Annotated in this window: 14 protein-coding genes; 8 read left to right on the forward strand and 6 right to left on the reverse strand. The window is 52.8% G+C overall.

Features of this window, described 5'->3' with window-relative positions; genetic code table 11:
- The first annotated feature begins 36 nt into the window (after positions 1 to 36).
- Both PYRFU_RS04355 and PYRFU_RS04360 read left to right on the forward strand, forming a co-directional pair.
- Positions 37 to 675 (forward strand): hypothetical protein, encoded by a 639-nt coding sequence (locus tag PYRFU_RS04355; protein ID WP_048191591.1) that lies wholly within the window; start codon positions 37 to 39, stop codon positions 673 to 675.
- 699 nt (positions 676 to 1,374) lie between these two features.
- Positions 1,375 to 4,776, forward strand: a complete 3,402-nt coding sequence (locus PYRFU_RS04360; protein ID WP_083818508.1) for a C25 family cysteine peptidase — start codon at positions 1,375 to 1,377, stop codon at positions 4,774 to 4,776.
- Between the two features lie 69 nt (positions 4,777 to 4,845).
- Here the strand turns inward: PYRFU_RS04360 and PYRFU_RS04365 are convergent, their stop codons facing one another.
- The 3 genes from PYRFU_RS04365 to PYRFU_RS04375 all read right to left on the reverse strand — a co-directional run bounded on the left by PYRFU_RS04365 (position 4,846) and on the right by PYRFU_RS04375 (position 9,017).
- On the reverse strand, positions 4,846 to 6,555 hold the full coding sequence (locus PYRFU_RS04365; RefSeq protein ID WP_014026424.1) for an HD domain-containing protein: 1,710 nt from the start codon (positions 6,553 to 6,555) through the stop codon (positions 4,846 to 4,848).
- Positions 6,556 to 6,560: 5 nt separating this feature from the next.
- Positions 6,561 to 6,899 (reverse strand): hypothetical protein, encoded by a 339-nt coding sequence (locus PYRFU_RS04370; RefSeq protein ID WP_048191594.1) that lies wholly within the window; start codon positions 6,897 to 6,899, stop codon positions 6,561 to 6,563.
- An 81-nt stretch (positions 6,900 to 6,980) separates the two neighbouring features.
- On the reverse strand, positions 6,981 to 9,017 hold the full coding sequence (locus PYRFU_RS04375) for a hydantoinase/oxoprolinase family protein (RefSeq protein WP_014026426.1): 2,037 nt from the start codon (positions 9,015 to 9,017) through the stop codon (positions 6,981 to 6,983).
- 201 nt (positions 9,018 to 9,218) lie between these two features.
- On the opposite strand from PYRFU_RS04375, the gene PYRFU_RS04380 reads away from it, so the two are divergent.
- The 4 genes from PYRFU_RS04380 (at position 9,219) to PYRFU_RS04395 (ending at position 14,092) form a co-directional block, all read left to right on the forward strand.
- Positions 9,219 to 10,937, forward strand: a complete 1,719-nt coding sequence (locus PYRFU_RS04380; RefSeq protein WP_014026427.1) for an extracellular solute-binding protein — start codon at positions 9,219 to 9,221, stop codon at positions 10,935 to 10,937.
- 13 nt (positions 10,938 to 10,950) lie between these two features.
- Positions 10,951 to 11,904, forward strand: a complete 954-nt coding sequence (locus PYRFU_RS04385) for a carbohydrate ABC transporter permease (protein WP_014026428.1) — start codon at positions 10,951 to 10,953, stop codon at positions 11,902 to 11,904.
- Between the two features lie 6 nt (positions 11,905 to 11,910).
- Positions 11,911 to 12,897, forward strand: a complete 987-nt coding sequence (locus PYRFU_RS04390) for a carbohydrate ABC transporter permease (protein ID WP_014026429.1) — start codon at positions 11,911 to 11,913, stop codon at positions 12,895 to 12,897.
- A gap of 82 nt (positions 12,898 to 12,979) precedes the next feature.
- Positions 12,980 to 14,092: an ABC transporter ATP-binding protein gene (locus PYRFU_RS04395; RefSeq protein WP_014026430.1), complete on the forward strand. Its 1,113-nt coding sequence runs from the start codon at positions 12,980 to 12,982 to the stop codon at positions 14,090 to 14,092.
- A gap of 147 nt (positions 14,093 to 14,239) precedes the next feature.
- Here the strand turns inward: PYRFU_RS04395 and PYRFU_RS04400 are convergent, their stop codons facing one another.
- The gene (locus tag PYRFU_RS04400) at positions 14,240 to 14,887 is read right to left on the reverse strand and encodes a hypothetical protein (protein ID WP_014026431.1); all 648 of its coding nucleotides are present in this window, start codon (positions 14,885 to 14,887) and stop codon (positions 14,240 to 14,242) included.
- Positions 14,888 to 15,002: 115 nt separating this feature from the next.
- Entirely contained in the window at positions 15,003 to 15,452 is a 450-nt protein-coding gene (locus PYRFU_RS04405) for a hypothetical protein (protein WP_014026432.1), read from the reverse strand.
- Positions 15,453 to 15,602: 150 nt separating this feature from the next.
- On the opposite strand from PYRFU_RS04405, the gene PYRFU_RS04410 reads away from it, so the two are divergent.
- Positions 15,603 to 16,031 carry an Sjogren's syndrome/scleroderma autoantigen 1 family protein gene (locus PYRFU_RS04410; protein WP_014026433.1) on the forward strand — a complete coding sequence of 143 codons (429 nt, stop codon included), beginning with the start codon at positions 15,603 to 15,605 and terminating at the stop codon, positions 16,029 to 16,031.
- Between the two features lie 111 nt (positions 16,032 to 16,142).
- Here the strand turns inward: PYRFU_RS04410 and metG are convergent, their stop codons facing one another.
- A complete protein-coding gene (metG, locus tag PYRFU_RS04415) occupies positions 16,143 to 17,882 on the reverse strand; it encodes a methionine--tRNA ligase (protein ID WP_014026434.1) in 1,740 nt (579 codons plus the stop codon).
- Positions 17,883 to 18,090: 208 nt separating this feature from the next.
- On the opposite strand from metG, the gene tpiA reads away from it, so the two are divergent.
- Complete coding sequence (gene tpiA / locus PYRFU_RS04420; protein WP_014026435.1) at positions 18,091 to 18,783, forward strand: triose-phosphate isomerase; 693 nt, start codon at positions 18,091 to 18,093, stop codon at positions 18,781 to 18,783.
- The last annotated feature ends 23 nt before the right edge of the window (positions 18,784 to 18,806 follow it).

An 18,806-nucleotide genomic window follows, 5' to 3' on the forward strand; every position in this document is an offset into this window, starting at 1 on the left:
CGGTAACACCATCCGGTGTTCCCCACGGGTAGCCACATGGATACTACCATCACGCCGGGGAGGCCTAGGGGACGCAAAGTCATAATCCTCCTTGACCATCTCCTGGCTAGTGGAGAGAAGGGTGCGACCGCCGCCGAACTAGCACACGTCGCCGGCATCGCATCCAAACAGGTCTATCCACTACTACGATGGTGGATCGAGAAGCGTGTAGTTATCGTGGAGAAGGTTGGATGGCTAAACATCTACAAGCTCAACACGAGAATAAAGAGGGCCCTCGAGAAGCTACTACGTATAATACTCCGATCCCGTGAGGCACGCGTAGCATCTCTAGCTCAGAGACTTGCTGAGCACAAACTACTCCGCCGATTATCACCTGTCGAGAAGGAGATACTCGCCCTACTAGCCGAGAGGATACTATCTGGTTCACCTTACCTGAGAATCCACGCAGAAAACCCCAGACAAGCCCTCGACATACTCAAAGTAAAGCTTGAGTCGCGTTTCCGCGCCCTCGGTTTAAACCCTAACGAGATATCAGCACTGCTCCTAGAAACAGATGAGGCGCTTAACGAGCTAAACGAGGCAGGTCTAGTCTACATGGCTTGGGATACACGTAACCACACACTTATTCTCAGGCTTGACAAATCCCTCGAGGAAGAGCTGCACCAGCTTCTCTAGCTTAGCTCCCTCCTACAACTACAACTACTACTATCGTGTTCTGCGCACCTGCGCGTATGCGATACATTACCGCAGCATCAGCTCCCACTCTCCCGTACCTTCACCCCACACATCTCGACATTTTATCCGAAAGAGTCTCAAACCGTCTCATTATGACTATGAGAGGTAGGGATATAGGGGTGTTACAAATCGTTCCACTTGAAGTGCTGGTTCTCTTGCATCTCTTGCATCTTTTGGACAAGATCAACATACGCATCTTGTTATATTCTATACTTACAGGCTAGAGTCAGACCTGAGAAAGGCTAGTAAAATGGAGAGAAGGACGAGATGTCTCAAGTATTTTGAGTAACTTGTCACAATGTGTCAAGCCAGGATGATCGGAAGAAGTGTGCGTGGTGCACGCGTGTTTGTGCTGACAAGCGCCTAGAGGATGGGTGGGCGCCCCTGGCGCTGGGCTGGCTGAAGATGTGTAGTAGTAAATGGTGCTCAGCGGGGGGTCTGGTGTCCGCCGGTCATCGTCCCCCGGTTTCGGGGGCCTCTGGCGGTGGGCGGGCGTGTATTGCAGGCACAGTTCAAGGGTTGATATGTGATTAGATGCAGTAACCGGCTGTCCAAGGCGGGCTTTTGGGTAGAAAAGACAGGGTTAACTATCATGTACTTCCTGCTGATTATGATTGGGTCGAACGGAGGTTGGCCAGCATGCACCGACTGTATAATTTCTCGTTGCAAGTGATCGTAGCACTTGTCGTGCTTACTATTGCTGTGCCTATCGTTGCTGCTGGAGAGAGTGTAGTGTTGAAAGCATGGCTAGGTGTTGGAGGCGTAGAGGGCGACGCCAGGCTAGTATGGCTACCCTGTAACGGCTCATTAACGCCATTCTACCATATCGTGTATGTCGTGCCGCCCGGGTACGATGTTGCTAGCGTGAAACCCGTCGTAGTATGGAGGCAGGGTGTAGATCTGCCTGTTCTACCTCCAGCGGCTATAATAGAGAGAGTATATCCTAAAGCTGATACGAGCTTTGCAAGCCACTCCTACTCTTGCAAAGCTATTGAGGTGCAGCATGGTGTATGGCGGGGTGCAGAGATAGTAACTGTGTTAGTTGCGCTGTACTCGAGTAGAGGGCTAGCCGCAAGCGTGAGCGCGTACATAGATATAGTCAGGCATCCTGGCGAGAAGAGCTTCCTGTACCCCCTGGACGCCAAGCTGTTATACTCGATAGCGACGAAACCGCCGATATCCTCTCTCGGGAGTATCAAAACGCCATACAATATTGGAATAATCGTGGTCACGCGTAGCATGTTTCTACCTGTTGTCGAAGAATGGGCGGAAATCAAGGAGAGACAAGGCTACCGTGTAGAGATAGTTACACTGGAAGATTTGTGCAAGAGGATGGCTGCGGGTATCGATCTGCGTGAACAGCTAAGAGATTACATTCGCAGGTTGTACGAGGAGAGTAATGGTGTCTATCGCTACCTAGTCATAGTTGGCGACGCTAGCGGAAACTTCTGGAGCTCGAGCATAACATCGTGCGACGTGTTGAGCCCCTGGGAAGTGCCAACACAGTACTTCTATAACCCGGCATCAGCGGACGACGTTAGGACTAGTCACAGTGGATACTTCGTCCCGTCTGACATATACTATGTCACCTTTGACGGCAACTGGGATGCGGATGGAGACGGGATACTTGGCGAGTACCCGGACGATGTAGCAGCATACGATCCGTACCCTGAGATGATCGTTGCCAGGATACCCGTGAGGAGTCTTGCAGAGGCTAGACAAGCTCTATTAGCCATGGAGGATGTTTACCCAACTACAAACTCGATACTCCTAGCTGGCTCCATACTCTACTATCGCGGCGAGGAGCCCTATCCAGAGCTAGCTGCGCAAGGAGACACTATGCTAGAAGGCCTCTATTCTTCAACGCTAGAGCCGCTAGGGTGGATAAGGGCAGAGAGGCTCTACGAGCACTATCCGGTAGAAAAGGTTATAGTATCACCGGTTGACCTTAACGGTAACCTAACCCACGACACTATGAGACTCGCTTTACAAAGCGAGACCCGGATGGTGACAATCTTCGCGCATGGAAGTAAGAGTTGTGTATGGAGGAAGGTATGGGTGAGTGATACAAATGGAAATGGAGAGCCCGACCCGGATGAGATAACATTCAAGCCTTTCCTCTGCGCCGAGGATGCGCCACTAGTCAAGCCGCAGTTGCTCTATGCTACTGCAGCCTGCCTTACAGCCTATTTTGATGACCCCACATTGCTATCTCTAGGCGAAGCTCTCGCTGTACAGGGTTCGCAGTATGTGGGTTGGAGCAGGATAACGTTCGGGCCTCTGCTTCCTCCAGATGCGCAAATGGATCCTAACAAATGGTGTTGCAGCGACCGTCTCGTCTACTACCTATACCTGCATCTCGTAGCGCGCGACTCTGTAAGTCGTATTGGTGATGCGTTGTTACACGCGCTTGTAGAGTATGTTAGTACTGAGCCGTTGGATGCGCAGGGTTTTGACGGCAACGTGTCGAGGCGTGTGTTCTTCGCCCTAATGTATATGGGTGATCCGACTCGCCTTGCGTACTCGACACCGACGCTCTTCAACCCCAGCCTAAGTATCATCCCGACAACACCATACTCCACGGTTAACGTTGTGTTAAAGCTGCTCACTAAGCGTGGCGAGGTAGTGGAAAACGCACCAGTAACTGTTTACAAGCTACTCGAGCCGCCTTATGGCATAAGCCTACCTCTAGGCCAGAAGTACACTCTACAAGATGGCACGGTAACGTTCAGTCTCAATGTTGGTGTTGAGCCGGAAAGCTACATCGTATACTACCCTGGTAGCACAGTACCCCCAAACCCGCTTGAACCAACAGCAGCGATAATCACGCTCAACACGAGCCTAGCCCCTTGGGTGGTAGCGACTCCATCTACACTAGCGCCAGGACAATGGGTGACAATCGTAGCATGTAACTTCCCCCGACTCTCACAGCTAGAGGTCTACGCCGAGGGAGTTCTAGTCACGAAGGTCTACACCAACTCGAGCGGATGTGCTGCACAGCGTATTGCTCTCCCATACACGCTGCCCCCAGGGAGGATCGCACTCACTGTGGTGTACCCGCGCGATTCCAGTATCCGAGCATCAACAAGCATAGTCATCGTGTCAAACTTGTTGATGGATATGCATGATAAGCTAGAGCGAATAGAAGCTAGGCTGGCCACTGTAACAGACTACCTGAGGAGTCTACACGAGAAGCTACAAGCTATCTATGAGAGTCTCACGGCATTACAAGACGAGCTTAGCAAGCTAGAGCAAGCTAACCGTGTGGTGCTGAACGAGCTAAACATAACGGCTACAACCCTAATACACGAGCTCGACATGCTCGCATTACATGTCAACACGGTCAAGGAGTTAGTGGTGAGCATGGCTAGTGACGTAAAAGAATCGAAAACAGTGTTGTACAAGGTTGTTGAGAATCTGGATGGCTTAAGCGAAAAAATGGCTAAGATACGCGAGAAGGCAGTAAAACTCGAGGAACTACTCAACAACCACTCTAGTAGGTTGGCAGAATATATAGAAGAAACTCGTTCACAGCTACTCCAGGCGATCAGCGAGGCACGTAATGCACTAGGGGAGGCTATCCAACAGCTAGACAGCTTGACTAGAGACCTTGCTACAAACATATCACGCATAGATGCCAGGCTAGGCAGCGTTGACGCGAAGCTCGCGAGGCTCGAAGAGAACATAACAGCCATTCACGGTAAAATTGTCGAACTCCAGGGACGCATTGCATCGGTATCATCGAGGCTGGGGAAAGTGAATGTCGTGTTAACCACTCTGCTAGGCAACATGACAAGGCACCTCCTTAGACTCGAGAACGAACTTGACAAGAGCACGTCGGACATCATGAGTGCAGTGATGGAGTTAAAGAGTATAGTGGATGGCAGGTTGAGAGTGATAAACGTCACGCTAGATGATATAAAGAGTAGGGTCAGTAATGTCGAGCAGGTAAGTCATAGACTCACGGCGCTAGTAGTGGCAGGCTTAGTAGCGGCTGGCATTGCAGCCGGCGCAGCGCTGCTGAGGAGAGGAGGGTCATAGCCCCCGGTCGGCGGCGCCTGACTCCCCATCAATATCGGGCTACCCGCGTTTTCCTCACACCGGGGCTCCCTACAGAGTTGTCACGAGACTCCCTATCTCCTCGGCTATATCTACAACCATGCGTGTCGCTTGACGTAGTACATTTCGAGTCTCGTCGTCACTGTAGCCACATGCTCTATACGCGTGTTCAACTACCTTGCTTTCTAGTTTTCCCGCCCTAGCCCTAAACGCTGGATGTGGCAGCTCAGGAAGCTCGGGTAGCGGCGGGAATGTAACGACAACCTTACTCCTAATGCCACCGCTGCTTAGAAGCTCCCCTATAGGTGACGTGTCTAGCTCATGTAAGGTGTAGACCCTCTTGTTCTCGCGGTGCACGACCAGCACGGGCTCATCTCTAGAGTATACAGGATACACCGTGTACGTGACTATTATCAATGGAGTGTTTTCAAGCGCCTCGAAGTATGGTTGTAGCATCCTCTTTATCGCTGGAAGCGATACTCTACGAGAGCGCCTTGTCATCCTCGATACTATTATGTTGGCCTTTTTGCCGCTAAGGTAGAGGCTCGGGGGGTGTTTCCTCGCTGTAAGTACTCTAGAGTATATGCGGAGTGCTGGACACGCCCAACGGCCATCCTCTAGCTTCTTCAGCCCCTCATAGATGCTAGACTCGTTGAAAGCTAGGAGTTCCGTCACAAGCTCTATTGACGGGTCTGTCAAAAGCCTGGCGCACTGCTCCAGTCTCTCCGGTCTATTCTCTTCGAGCTCGCTGTAGTTCACTAATGTGTCAACTATGCACTCGAGGAGCCTCCTCTCAAATCCCTCAACGCCTTCGAAACTCCTCTCGTAGAGTTGGAGGGCGGCGAGCATTAGAGTAGAGAGGAGGCGTGAGGCACCGGCTTCGTAAGCCAGCACGACATCGTGAAGGTACACCTCGCTATACATGTACATTCTGCCTAGGAGCATGTTCTCTACGACCGATACACCCTTGTCGATCACCCCTACGTCGCTGTGGGCACCTCCAGGCAGCTCAGTCGGCGGCTCCCATGCAAGCACTAGTACGCTTATGAGGCGGTCCAAGTCGTACAGGCCATAGCTGACTCCAGCGCTTCTACTATCACGTAGTAGATAATCACCTCTGTCAACATCCACTGTGCCGCTGAGGAGACGGGCAGGTATCCACAGTGCCTCGTCCTTCACTTCCTTGCTATCGCCGTACGAGTACTCTAAAATGGATGTCACAAGATCGAGTACGGTATGGGCGTGCAAGCCGCATAGTGTATCTTGCTTTGCGAGTAGCAGGTTGACTAGCATAGTTGTTAGCTGTTCGTGCCCAGTAACTGGTATTGAGAGGCTCTCGGGGCCGTGTGCGCTTGAAACCACCTCATAGTCTTGTAGGGCTGTTTCGAAGACGTGGCTCCAAGCCAGATGGCCGAGGTCGTGTAGTAGCGCGGCTATCCCAGCAGCGCAGCGATACTCGCGGCTTTCGACGAGACGCTTTGCTAGCTGTGCGGCCTCGCTACCTTCTCCGTATATTCTCAGCGTGTTACGTACTATCGCATCAAGGGCTGTAAGCATGAGGTGTGCTACTCCGAGGCTATGCTCGAATCTGGTATGCTGTAAGCCGGGATACACATAGTGTGATAAGCCTGTCTGCTTTATGTAGCGTAGTCTCTGGAAAAGCGGGTCATCAATGAGCTTGAAGAAGTCGGAGGGTAGTACTATGCTCGTGTGAACAGGATCCTTCACTATCTTAAAATCTGTGTCGAGCGGCACAGTCAAGGGCGTTAGGCCATAGCTGCGATGAGCTTAGCCACCTTTTCAACCTTCCTTTTAACCAGTGGGCTGAGCTTATCCACGTGAAGCCTTACACTGCCATCATTCTGTTCTAAGAGGCCAGCTGCGGCAAGAACCTCCAGCTCAGCGCGCAGGTCACGAGTACCGCCAGCAATTATGACGTTGCGCTTCTCCTTGGCGCGTTTCAGTGCAGCCTCGATATCCTCCACCCTAGCCTCGCCACCGTTAGCCGCCAGGTAGCCCAGGAGGAAGTCGCGAAGGAAGAGCACGCGTCGCGGTAGAGTCAGTTGCAACTCATCACCCTCTAGTAGCATAGCGTTGATACTCAAAGATTGGCACCGGGTCGGTGCGACAAGAGTATTACCAGTTTAGCGTATCACGCGCGCCCCACAGTAATATTATTTGAGGGGCTACATGTGCTCGAGTATAACCTCGCCATACTCACCTCTCTTAGCCATCCACCCTGGAGGCACAACCACAGTAGTGTCGCTAAGCTCCAGTATAGCAGGTCCTTCAAGGGCACGTGGTATGCCACGATACACCTTAGCCTCAACCCAGCCGGCATTCAGGTAATAGACGCGCCTCTTGCCCACCTCTCGTCCCTCCGGCTCGCCACTACGTAGCTTCGGCCTCTCCACCTCGCAATACACTGTAACTATCGCGGTGTTGACGACTATTGATGGCAGCGGCTCTGGAGGCAAGTACCCATAGATCCTCTTGTAGGCCTCAAGAAACGCCCTCCTGACGAGTGACGCGTCTCTAGCATAGGCAACGCGTATGGGTTCCAGCTGGCCGCTAAACCCGACCAGTAGTGTCACATCCACACGAGGCTCGCACGATAATAGTCTAGAAGCTTCCTCGGCAACTATCGATGCACGCCCCTCTATGATGCGAAGAGTCTTCTCGTCAAGAACCTTGCCTACGTGGATACGCGTGGATAACCTGAACTCTGAGAGTAGGAGGCCAAGCGCCGAGAAGACACCAGCGTATGGTGGTATTACAACCCTTGATATCCCCAGCTCTTCTGCCAGCTCAGCAGCGTGTAACGGACCTGCACCACCAAATGCGTAGAGTGTGGCGAGGGAGGGGTCAACACCCCTCTCTATGGTAACCAAGCGGATAGCTCTAGCCATCTCGACGTTAACCAGTCGAAGTACCTCAGCGGCAGCATCATAGGCGTCTAGACCAAGCTTCTTCCCTAGAGCTTCATAGACTCGCATAGCAGCACTAGCGTCGAGCGTTAATAGCCCGTTGGCTAGAACCGGGGGTAGTCTGCCCAATAGGAAGTGAGCGTCGGTGACGGTCGGCTCAAGACCTCCCTTGCCATAACAAGCTGGCCCTGGCTCGGCGCCTGCGCTCAACGGTCCGACGCGTAGTGCACCTCCCGCATCAACCCATGCTATTGTACCGCCGCCAGCCGACACCTCGACAAGGTCTACGTGGGGCGCTCTAACGGGATACCCGCTACCTCTAACAAGCCTACCCGCATGGAACTTGCCGCCAACCTCGAAATACTCGGTGATGTAGGGCTCACCTCGTATAACGAGTGCCGCTTTGGCGGTTGTACCCCCCATGTCAAACGAAACCACGTACTCGTCTCCACGTAGCTTTGCAAGTGTGGAAGCCGCGACAACACCCGCTGCAGGCCCACTCTCTATGAACAATACCGGCTTCTCAAGAGCAGCTTCGATAGGAGCGACACCCCCGCTGCTCTGCATTACCAGCAGTTTCCCTGTGAACCCTCGTTGTCTTAGCGAGCTGAGAAGGCGCTCAAGATACCCTCTAAACAGTGGTCTTAGCATCGCGTTAACAATGGCTGTCGAGAATCTCTCATACTCGCCTGGTGACGGGTCTACAGAGCAACTAGTTAGCACATCAAGAGCTTCGGGACAGAATCTCTTCACAAGTGAAGCAATACGATTCTCCAACCTCCCCTCATCTACATAGCAATGTATGAGTGCTACAACATAGACCGTGTTTGGGCTACACGTTCTAGTCACAAGCCTCTCAACTTCGTCCACGCTAGGCTCGGTAAAGCTACCATCAGGGTAGAGCCGCGCATCAACCTCAAGACGGTTATAGCGGGGTACAAGAGGGCGCGGCTTAGTAAAGAACATGTTATACGGCTCGGGTCGCGCCTGTCTACCAATCTCCACAATATCGCGGAACCCCTTCGAAGTTATCAAGACTATATTTGGAGGCTCAAGACCAACCTGTCCAAGAAGCATATTGGTGCCGAGGGTAGTCGCGTGAATAAGGACACGTGTACCCGAGACCCCCGCTAGCCGCTCAACAGCCTCTACTACGCTGACCCAGGGTCTCGAGACGCGTGTCAACACCTTTACACTCGTGACACGCCCAGAGGCCGGATCGTAAGCAACTCCGTCAGTGAATGTACCGCCAACGTCTATGGCCACTCTCAGCGCTTCTACACCTCCACTTTGCACGAGGCCACCTATATACACCTAGAGTTACGTGTTGCGTCTATGGGGGATGAGGCCGGTCCTCAACCGCTGCCGATAGTGAAGGTTGAGGACCGGACCTCCGGCCGACCCCTCACCCAAACTATGTTAACCGTAAGGTGCCGACACGGAAACGCTTACATTCGCAGACTCCGATATATAAGGCCCCACCTGGAGGTGGCGACGATGGCTCTCCGCTCCTCCTCGAAAATAACGGCAGTAATAGCGGTGATAATCATAATAGCTGCTATTGCGGTCGGCCTACTGCTCATGAAGCCAAGTGCTCCGGAGAAGACGAGCAGTCCCGCTCCCGCATCGCCTACGGCCACTGAGAGTGTAGCGCCAGCTCCCAGTAAACCCAGCATAACCGGCAATCTAGAGGAGGACATCGTATCGATAGGTAAGTATCTCGTCGCGCATGGTATACACGAGGTCACGTTCACAGCGTATGGTAAGGGCGACCCGAATAGCGTCATAAGGGCGTATGGTATCGTTGAGGCTGCTTACCGCCTCAACAAGATACTAGAGAAGCACGGTATAGACTTGAAGATCAAGGTTAAACCGGTATTCGAGAGAGGCGGTAGCGTCAAGGCCGACGAGTTCCTAATGGCGTACCAGCAGGGCACCAACCCCGACATAGTGGCACTCAGCTACATCGAGGTAGCACCGCTAGCCGACGCAGGTGCAATCCTAGACATAACCCCTTGGATGCAGAAGTATGAGAGCGTCTGGAACGACTTCTACGCTGCCCTACGCGGCGCCGTGACGTACAAGGGTCGCATATGGGGCCTGCCACAGGACACCGAGGCTAGGCCACTATACTGGCGCATCGATGTCGCCGAGTGTATAAAGGAGAAAACAGGCAAGGACATCCTAGCCGACTTGTACGAGAAGGTGCGCGAGGGCAAGGTCACCTGGCACGAGGTGTTCGAGTATGCAAAGCTAGCCAAGGAGACTGGCTGTGCAGAGTGGGGTCTGATACACCGTAAGGGAAGTGCACATCCGGACCTGATACAGTTCATCTACGCGTATGGTGGTACTCTAGAGGAGCCGGGCACGGGCAAGCTAGTGCTTGATGTACCTGCGGTCTATAAGTGGCTCTACACGGAGTGGAAGTTCGCCCAGGAGGGCCTCCTGCCCAAGGACATGATGCAGTGGGACTGGGCCAAACAGATACACCCAACAGTAGTTGATGGCAAGACGTTGATATTCATTGGCGGCACCTGGCACTGGACAGAGTGGCAGACTAAGCCGTACCACACCGACCCTAAGACGGGAGAGAAGAGGCCGCTAACGGCGGAGGAAGTCAAGAAGTACTTCTACTACACTCTCTTCCCTGCTGGCGACCATGGCGGCAAGCCTGTAACTCTAAGCCAGCCATTCGTATGGGTGGTGGCTGCAAACGCTGGCCACCAGAACCCGAAGTACGAGGAGTTAAAGGACGTCTACCACATGCTAGCCTTCCTTCTAGTACTGAAGGCTAGCGACCCCGACATCAACGCGATACACAGTATAATCTCGGCTCACCTGCCGGTGAGAGGCGAGGCCGAGAAGCTACTAAGAGACGAGAAGTGGATAGAAAAACTGAAGAATCTAGAGCTAGACCTGGCACCAGAAGTCAAAGAGGCAATACGAGATATCGTCGCTAAGACCGTCAATCCGATAAACATCGAGTTCCTGGCTGAGGCCTCCAAGATGCTAGCCTACACGCACCTAACACCCAAGCACCCGCTATACGGCAAACTAGCTCAGATATTCGCGGATGCTGTTGATAAGGTGCTGCGTGGCGAGCTAACACCCGACAAGGCGATAGAGTATATCAAGCAGAAGATACAGGCAGACCCAGAGCTAGCGAAGTCTGTTGTCATTCGCGGCGAGATACCCAAGGATTGGCAATTCCCATGAGGGGTGGATACACGTGAACGGAAAGAGATCCGCACTCATCTTTTTCCTCGGCCCTGCATTAGCTCTCATCCTTGTGTTCTACATAGTACCTCTTGTGCTCACCGTGTATGTGTCTTTCACGAACCTTAGCAACTGGAACCTCATGAGCATGAAGGTCTTGGATGACCCATTGTACAACTATGAGAGGCTCCTGCATATGTTCCAATATGATCCAGATTTCCGCAAAGTAGTCTATACAACGATAGTGTTCACGCTGGTCACGCTAGTGCTTAATGTGGGCGGTGGGTTACTTCTAGCGCTGATAGCGTACCTCATGGAAGAGAGACTTTCAACAACTTTCCGCGCTCTTTGGCTACTACCCAGAATGACGCCTGTTGCGGTATACGCGCTTCTATGGTACTACTTCTTCTCCGGCTCGGCGTTCGGCACCCTGAACGCCTTCCTAAGAGCAATGGGGCTAGTAGAGGAGCCCATAGGTTGGGGTACAAGCCTTGACATGCTGCCATGGGGCGCGTGGCTAATCATAATATACGTGAACATGCTTGTCGGTGTGAGCTTCGGGATGATAGTATTCTACTCGGCATTACGTAACATACCTTGGGAGCATGTAGTAGCGGCCCGCGTCGACGGGGCTTCAACGCTACAACTCTTGCGCTATATACTCATTCCATCTATCCGTTGGCACCTGGTCTTCGTCACTGTCTGGCAGCTTCTCTCCCTGCTGACCACATACGCGCATATCTTCCTACTTGTTGAGTGGGGGGCTGTTGATAGATGGTGGGCGAGTACATGGTCCCTCTACGTCTTCATGCAAGCTTTCTACTCGGGTCCCGGTGTTCGAACAGAGCAGGGTCTTGCGGCTGCAGCAGCCTCAATACTCGTGATAATAGGTGCGGGGCTTGGGCTACTCTCACTACGTCTGCTAGGCTTTCGCAAGATGATGCAGCCCCCGAGGGGTGAGGTGTAACTGGGCATGCGGCTGCGGTTCACGCTGTTTCGTACACGTGGGGCTAGAGGCGTTACAGGTGAAGCTAGACCACGTGATGTCGAGACACTCCCTAGGAGAAACCTTACACTAGCCTTGGCGCTCGGCGCCGGGCTCGCCAGTATACCATTGGTAGCAGTCTACGTGTTGCTTGTGCTTACGAGTTTCTCAGATACTGTGGTCACGGGCGTTGAGATCCTTGAGGGCAGGCTACCCAAGTTTACGTTACGATACTGGGAGGCGTTGCTACAAGGACGACTAAGTGCGATAGTGATGATGCCAGTGACTATCGACGTACCAGCAACCATAGTGAACACGTTGATTATAGCGCTTGGTGTATCACTCGTAACGACTCTTGCAAGTACAATGGCGGGTTATGCGTTCTCGCGTATGAAGTTCGCTGGCCGAGAGAAACTCATGGAGTTCATCATATTGTTGCACGCGTTCCCAGGTGTGGCACTGCTAATAGGTGTGTTCTTCGTCTACGTGTGGATGTTAAGAACGCTGTTTGTGAATGCCCCCTACGAGAGTAGGGTTGCGTTTGTATTCGCTTATACCATACTGGCTAGAGCATCGCTAGAGATACCGATGAGCATCTGGCTCATGAAGGGCTTCTTTGATAGGATACCATGGGAAGTTGAGTGGTCGGCGCTCGTGGACGGCGCATCAAGGATACGTACATGGTGGAAGGTTATACTGCCGCAGGTTAAACCTGGAATAGCAGCCCTCGCGATATTCTCGTTCCTAGCTGGTTGGGAAGACTTCATCTACGTCTACGTGTTCTTATATCAGGGTACAGGTGGCGCAATGCATACGCTAGCAACTATGATAGAGCAGCTCACGGCCAATCTGGAGACGGCTGAGTTACCCCTAGCGGCGGCGGCGGGCGTCCTCTACTTGCTACCAACGATACTGTTCTTCCTTGTAACGCAAAAACTGCTTCTCGAGACTTATGGTGGCGGTGTAAAGGGCTAACCAGACAGCTTTTACCATCCGCCTCGCGAGGATACACTCGCGGGGCTACATTCTAACCAAATTGTGGATGAAGGGTGATTACATGGTTGAGGTTCGACTAGTCGAGGTATCGAAGCGTTTTGGCAGCGTGGAAGCATTGAAAAATGTGACATTAACGTTCGAGGATGGTGCTTTCACAGCCCTGCTTGGGCCCAGCGGCTCGGGCAAAACAACACTCCTATACATCATAGCCGGTATATACAAGCCCACAAGCGGCAAGGTGTATTTCGGCGAACGTGATGTCACCAACCTACCGCCGAACAAGAGGAACATCGGTCTAGTCTTCCAAAACTACGCTCTATACCCTCACATGACAGTCTACGAGAACATAGCATTTCCTCTTCGCCTTAGAAAGTTGCCACCAAGCAAGATAGATGAGAAGGTTCGAGAAGTTGCAAAACTGTTGCATATAGAAGAACTCCTAGATAGGTATCCTTCGCAGTTATCAGGCGGCCAGCAACAGAGGGTTGCAATGGCACGCGCATTGGTAAAAGAGCCAGACGTGCTTCTACTCGACGAGCCGCTATCCAACCTAGACGCGCTGCTCAGGGTGAAAATACGTGCCGAGCTGAAGCGGTTGCAAAAGGATCTTGGCATAACAACGATATACGTTACACACGATCAGGCAGAGGCGCTTGCAATGGCTGATACAGTCGTTGTCATTGACCGTGGTGTCGTGCAGCAAATAGGAAGCCCTGACGAGATATACAACAACCCGCGTAATCTATTCGTAGCCACATTCATAGGCTCGCCGCCAGCCAACATAATCACCGCCAAGGTCGTGAAACGTGGCAAGGAAGTGTGTGCGGCAGTTGGTAATACGCTGATATGCCCGGATTACAAGATAGGCGTTAGAATGGCTAACCTAGAGGAGGTAGTCATAGCGTTTAGACCCGAGCATGCAGAGATATCAGAGGCTCCGCTTGAAGGTATGGTTAGCTTTGAGGCAGAGGTGTATGCTGTTGAAACTCTAGGCAGGGAGAATATAGTAACGCTCGTTGTCGGCGCTACTCCAGTAAAGGTTGTCACTAAACCTGATGTGAGACCGCAACTAGGCTCCAGAGTGTATATCAACGTGCCAATAGATAAGTTGAAGTACTTTGACCCGGAGACGGAGCTAAACCTCGAGTATATAGAGGTTGTGAATAGAAGCTAGCTCGTGTGTTTCATAAGGCTCCGCTCCTCTTGCTTGTTACCGGGCCATGAGGAGCTTTTCGGGGAGAGGGAGCCGCCCGTCGCCACCGCTCAAACGGGCGGGGTGACTGGGCGGTTACCCTGCCGAGCCCGCAGTTGAGACAAATCGTTATCTAACAACATCCTGGATACTCCTAATCTCGACTCGAGGCACGCCGCCTTGCAACTTGAGTGTGGCCACCTTATCTTCTAGCAGTGTACACTTGGGCAGGCTATGAGTGGCTACTGCAGCCCAACGGCCATGGTGCGACACGCACATTCTCTTAGCCGCCATTATGAGAACTGGTGTGCGTCTAGCGCCACTCTCAGCTATCACAGCTATCATTGCAGCGGGTGATCCGCCAGTGTGTACCAACTTGGCTGCAATACGCTCTGTACTTGAGCCCTCCCTAACAAGTCTCTGTGTATAAAGTTGTACAATAGCTCGTTTTGAACGGCGTAGAGGGTCGGGGGGTGAGGCTGTAACGAGCATATTGCGGGTGACGGTGGGTGTGCATACCATTAACCAGGCTAGGGCATGGCCGCCTAGCACGGTAAGCCCGAAGCCACATATCCAGTCGCTAACGGAGACCGCATAGACGCCTCTGCGTATCCATCCAAGCTTCTCAAGTGGATCTAGATGGGCTGCGTACATTACTGAGGAGAAATTGCGCTCCTCGAGATATAGTAGCCCCTCGCAGCCCCTACAAGAGGAGAGAGCATCCAACACATCACTTGACGGCTCGGTCTTTGAGGCTAACAATGCTAGACCAGGCAACCCCTAGCCTCACCCGCACGGGGGCTCGGAGTAGCTCGCCCTCATCAGCGGGGCTGTGTACAGCCCCTCCGGCGGTGGTTCGACTCGCCACCGCCCCGGCTCTACACCCCTACGTTCAAACCAGGTATATTGTAACCGCCTCGCCAGGTACCTCCTCGCGATAGAGCTTCCTCTTGGCGCTGGTCTCGAACATCACACCCTCGCTCGTAACCACGACATAATCGTAGAGGAAGCCACCCGGTGTTATTATCGTCAAGTAACGATCCAAGTTCTCAATCTCTGTTAGTCTCACCTCAAAGTATCCAACCATTCTAGTGCCGTCGATGTCGACTCTCGGCGCCTGAACCCCATGTATGCCCACAGGCACGTCTATGTAGACTCTCTTCCGTTTATCATCGGAGTATTCGCGTACTGCGAACTCTGAGGCCTCTAGTCTAACACTGCGGGGTTCAAGATCGAGTTCGAAGCCATCGCCACGTAGTATCATAACATCCTCGCTAACCTCCATCTCCAAGGCCTTGCCTGGACCCCACTTGACGTAGAACACTGGCTTCTTCCTCGGCATATCCTCTACCCTAGCCTACGTCACCATTGTAGAAGACGAGTTAAAACTAGAGTGGTCTACCTTGCGGCACTAGCAGGCACTTCAAGCTATCCAAGCCCCATATCACATAATTCGCCAAGGGGCGAGGCTCTATCCTTCCCGGGAGTATACATGAGCGAGAGGCACACTCATCCATCTAGAGATCCTCGAGTTATACGAAAGATGGCTGATCTACTTAGAAGCGGTGCAGCGATGCTAGCAGAGCATTGTCCCAGATGCGGATTGCCTCTATTCCGCCTCAAGAGCGGCGAGATAATATGCCCGGTGCACGGGAGAGTGTATGTAGTGAAGACTGAGGCCGAGGTTACTAGAGCGACAGTTGAAGGAGTGCTTGAGCAGCTAGAAAGGCTGCTTGTAGAAAAGATAGGGTCTAGCCTTGAAGCGTTAAGGCAAGCAGAGTTCACAGACGATGAGAAACCACGGGCGCTTATAATGTGGTTGGAAGCGCTTGAACGCGTTGAGAGGATACTGCAGAGCATAAGGGGACAGCTAAGGCGGGGTGAAGGCAAGGAGGAGGATAAGAGGGAGAAAAGAGGGTAACAGTGAGGAAGTCCTCACCCTCTTGGTGATGACTGGTCCGCTGGGAGACCGAACCCGCGTCGGGCCCCGGGTCGTGAGGAGAGGTCGGCGTGCTGATGTACTGCTGTAGCGCTATGCCCTTAGTAGCGGTGGGCGTTTCTCCGTGACTCTCTTCCTAACCTCTTGCAGCATCTCGGTCACTCGTCTTGGGAAGTCCTGCGGTAGTTTCTTGAACAGCGGCTCCACCTTGCCTATGCGATGACCAGGTTTGAGTATCTCTGTGCCTGCCTCCTTCCACCTGCCTTTCTCGTGGACACTACCAGGCAAGTTTAGCATCTTCCATAGTCTCTCGGCAGCATCTGGCGTGAAAGGCGCCAATAGTATGGCAAGGGTCGCTATGCTATTTGCAGCCAGGTACATTGTTGTAGCAGCGTCTCGAGGATTGGTCTTTATCGCGTCCCACGGGGCCTTAGCGTTAAGATACTGGTTGCCAGCTCTTGCAAGCTCTAACACTCTCTCCAGGGCAAGCTTCAGTCTAAATCTATCCATTTCCTCAGCAACCCTCTGTGGAGCCTCCCTAACAGTTTCGAGGAAGTTCTTGTCGATCTCGTTTAGCTCTCCGGGCTCGGGTATAGTGGAGTCAAACCTAGCCTCAATGAAACGCAATACACGGTGCACGTAGTTCCCTATATCATCGTTAAGCTCCTTGTTGATTATTCGCGTGAACTCCTCCCATGAGAAGTTAGTGTCCTTAGCCTCTGGCCGCATCCTTATCAACGCGAACCTCCAATAATCGACAGGTAGTATCTCGAGTGCCTCGTCTATCCAGATGCCCCAGCGGCGGCTCTTGGAGAACTGCTGACCTTCATACATGAGGTACTCGGTCGCAGAGATGTAGTATGGTAGCACGTAGGGCTCTCCACTCGCCATTAGCAACGCTGGGAGTATTATAGCGTGGAATGGTATGTTATCCTTTCCAACAAAGTACACCGTCTTTGTCTCCTGGTTGAACCAGTACTCCTTCCACCTCTCGGGCTCACCCTTTTTCTCGAAGTACTCGATAGTTGCAGAGATATAGCCGAGGAGCGCCTCAAACCACACGTAGATAGTCTTGCCCTCGGCGCCGGGGAAGGGTGCGGGTATACCCCACTTGTTGTCCCTCGTTATACTCCTGGGTTTTAGCCCCTCTCGTACCCAGTTGAGACTATAGTTCTTGACATTGTCGGGCAGGCTACTCTCCTCTAGCCACTTGAGCACCTTGTCGCGCAACTTAGGTAGGTCGAAGAACCAGTGTCGTGTCTTTCGGAACTCGGGCTTAGACCCGCAAATAGCGCATTTCGGCTCCTTTAGCATTGTTGGGTGTAGCAGGCGGCCGCAATTCTCGCACTGGTCGCCCCGTGCATACTCGTAGCCACAATATGGGCACTTGCCTACTACGAACCGGTCGGGCAGAAACATCTTATCGCGGGGGCAGTATGGAAGTATCTCATCCTGCTCGAACACGTATCCGTTTTGATACACTTTCATGAAGAACTCTCGGACAAACTTCTTGTGGGTCTCGCTCTCAGTCCGCGTATAGTTGTCGAAACTTATTCTCCATTCTCGGAACAGCCTTGACACATACTCGTGAGCCTGGTCAGTAAGCTCGCGTGGCTGCACACCCTTCTTGATAGCCTCTATCTCTATTGGAGTCCCGTGCTCGTCACTACCGCTGACAAATACTACGTCCTCCCCCCGAAGCCGTAGATAACGCGCAAACACGTCAGCAGACAACACCGAGCCGACTAGGTTGCCCAAGTGTGGCACGCTATTGACGTATGGCCATGCTGAGGTGACGACCCATCTGCCCACTTTGGCGGCACCCCGCAGCATCCGTGTCCAACGCTAACCGGTATACCTTCCTCCTCACCCCTCTACTATAGTAGCTGTGCACAACGTGCAACTCTATCGGGTTTATGGCGGGTGATGTTCTGGCTCTTCTTGTTGCGCAGGCGCGTGTAGCGTGGTGTCCTGGCTGGCGTGCAGTTGTGGATTTCTTTACCGGGGTGTGACTCTGCATATCCCTGCTCGGTGAAAGAACGTGAGAGACGTGTACATCTTAGCTGTCAACTTTAAGGTCTACCCGAGCGCCTTTGGTAGAAGGGCACTAGAAGTTGTCAAGGCGGCTGAACGTGTAGCTCGCGAATTCGAAGGCACGGTTAGCGTGATAATCGCTCCTCCACATACAGAGATTGCAAGAATATCGAGTAGCGTTGAGCGCGTGATTGTGTATGCGCAGCATGTTGATCCTGTGGAGCCGGGTGCTCATACGGGTAGTGTTCCCGTCGAAGCGGTCAAGGAGGCTGGTGCTAGAGGCTCTCTCGTTAACCACAGCGAGAGGAAGCTTAGACTTGACGAGATAGAGCGTGTTGTTGAGAGGTTAAAGGTGGTTGGCCTAGAGCAGCTTGTATGTGCTGATACGCCGCGTGCGGCTGCAGCTATAGCGGTCTTTGAGCCTACGTATGTAGCTGTTGAGCCGCCAGAACTGATAGGTACCGGTATTGCGGTGTCAAGAGCTAAACCGGAGGTTGTGACTAAGGCCGTTGAGAGCGTGACACGGGTCTCGCCGAACGTCCCTGTCCTCGTAGGCGCCGGTATAGTGTCCCGCGAGGATGCGAGGCGCTCAGTAGAACTTGGTGCGCGGGGCGTGCTCGTCGCGTCGGCTGTGATGAAGGCAGCCGACCCTTATGCTAAGATGCGCGAGCTTGCCGAGGGTCTAGCACCACGCAGATGAGAATACTATTAACCTGGGATAGC

Source organism: Pyrolobus fumarii 1A (assembly GCF_000223395.1).
Lineage (GTDB): Archaea > Thermoproteota > Thermoprotei_A > Sulfolobales > Pyrodictiaceae > Pyrolobus > Pyrolobus fumarii.

Bases quoted from the DNA above. Each gene is read 5' to 3' on its own strand.
- PYRFU_RS04355 (WP_048191591.1), top strand. From the start codon at position 37: ATGGATACTACCATCACGCCGGGGAGGCCTAGGGGACGCAAAGTCATA.
- PYRFU_RS04360 (WP_083818508.1), top strand. From the start codon at position 1,375: ATGCACCGACTGTATAATTTCTCGTTGCAAGTGATCGTAGCACTTGTC.
- PYRFU_RS04380 (WP_014026427.1), top strand. From the start codon at position 9,219: ATGGCTCTCCGCTCCTCCTCGAAAATAACGGCAGTAATAGCGGTGATA.
- PYRFU_RS04390 (WP_014026429.1), top strand. From the start codon at position 11,911: ATGCGGCTGCGGTTCACGCTGTTTCGTACACGTGGGGCTAGAGGCGTT.
- PYRFU_RS04395 (WP_014026430.1), top strand. From the start codon at position 12,980: ATGGTTGAGGTTCGACTAGTCGAGGTATCGAAGCGTTTTGGCAGCGTG.
- PYRFU_RS04405 (WP_014026432.1), bottom strand. From the start codon at position 15,452: ATGCCGAGGAAGAAGCCAGTGTTCTACGTCAAGTGGGGTCCAGGCAAG.
- PYRFU_RS04410 (WP_014026433.1), top strand. From the start codon at position 15,603: ATGAGCGAGAGGCACACTCATCCATCTAGAGATCCTCGAGTTATACGA.
- metG (WP_014026434.1), bottom strand. From the start codon at position 17,882: ATGCTGCGGGGTGCCGCCAAAGTGGGCAGATGGGTCGTCACCTCAGCA.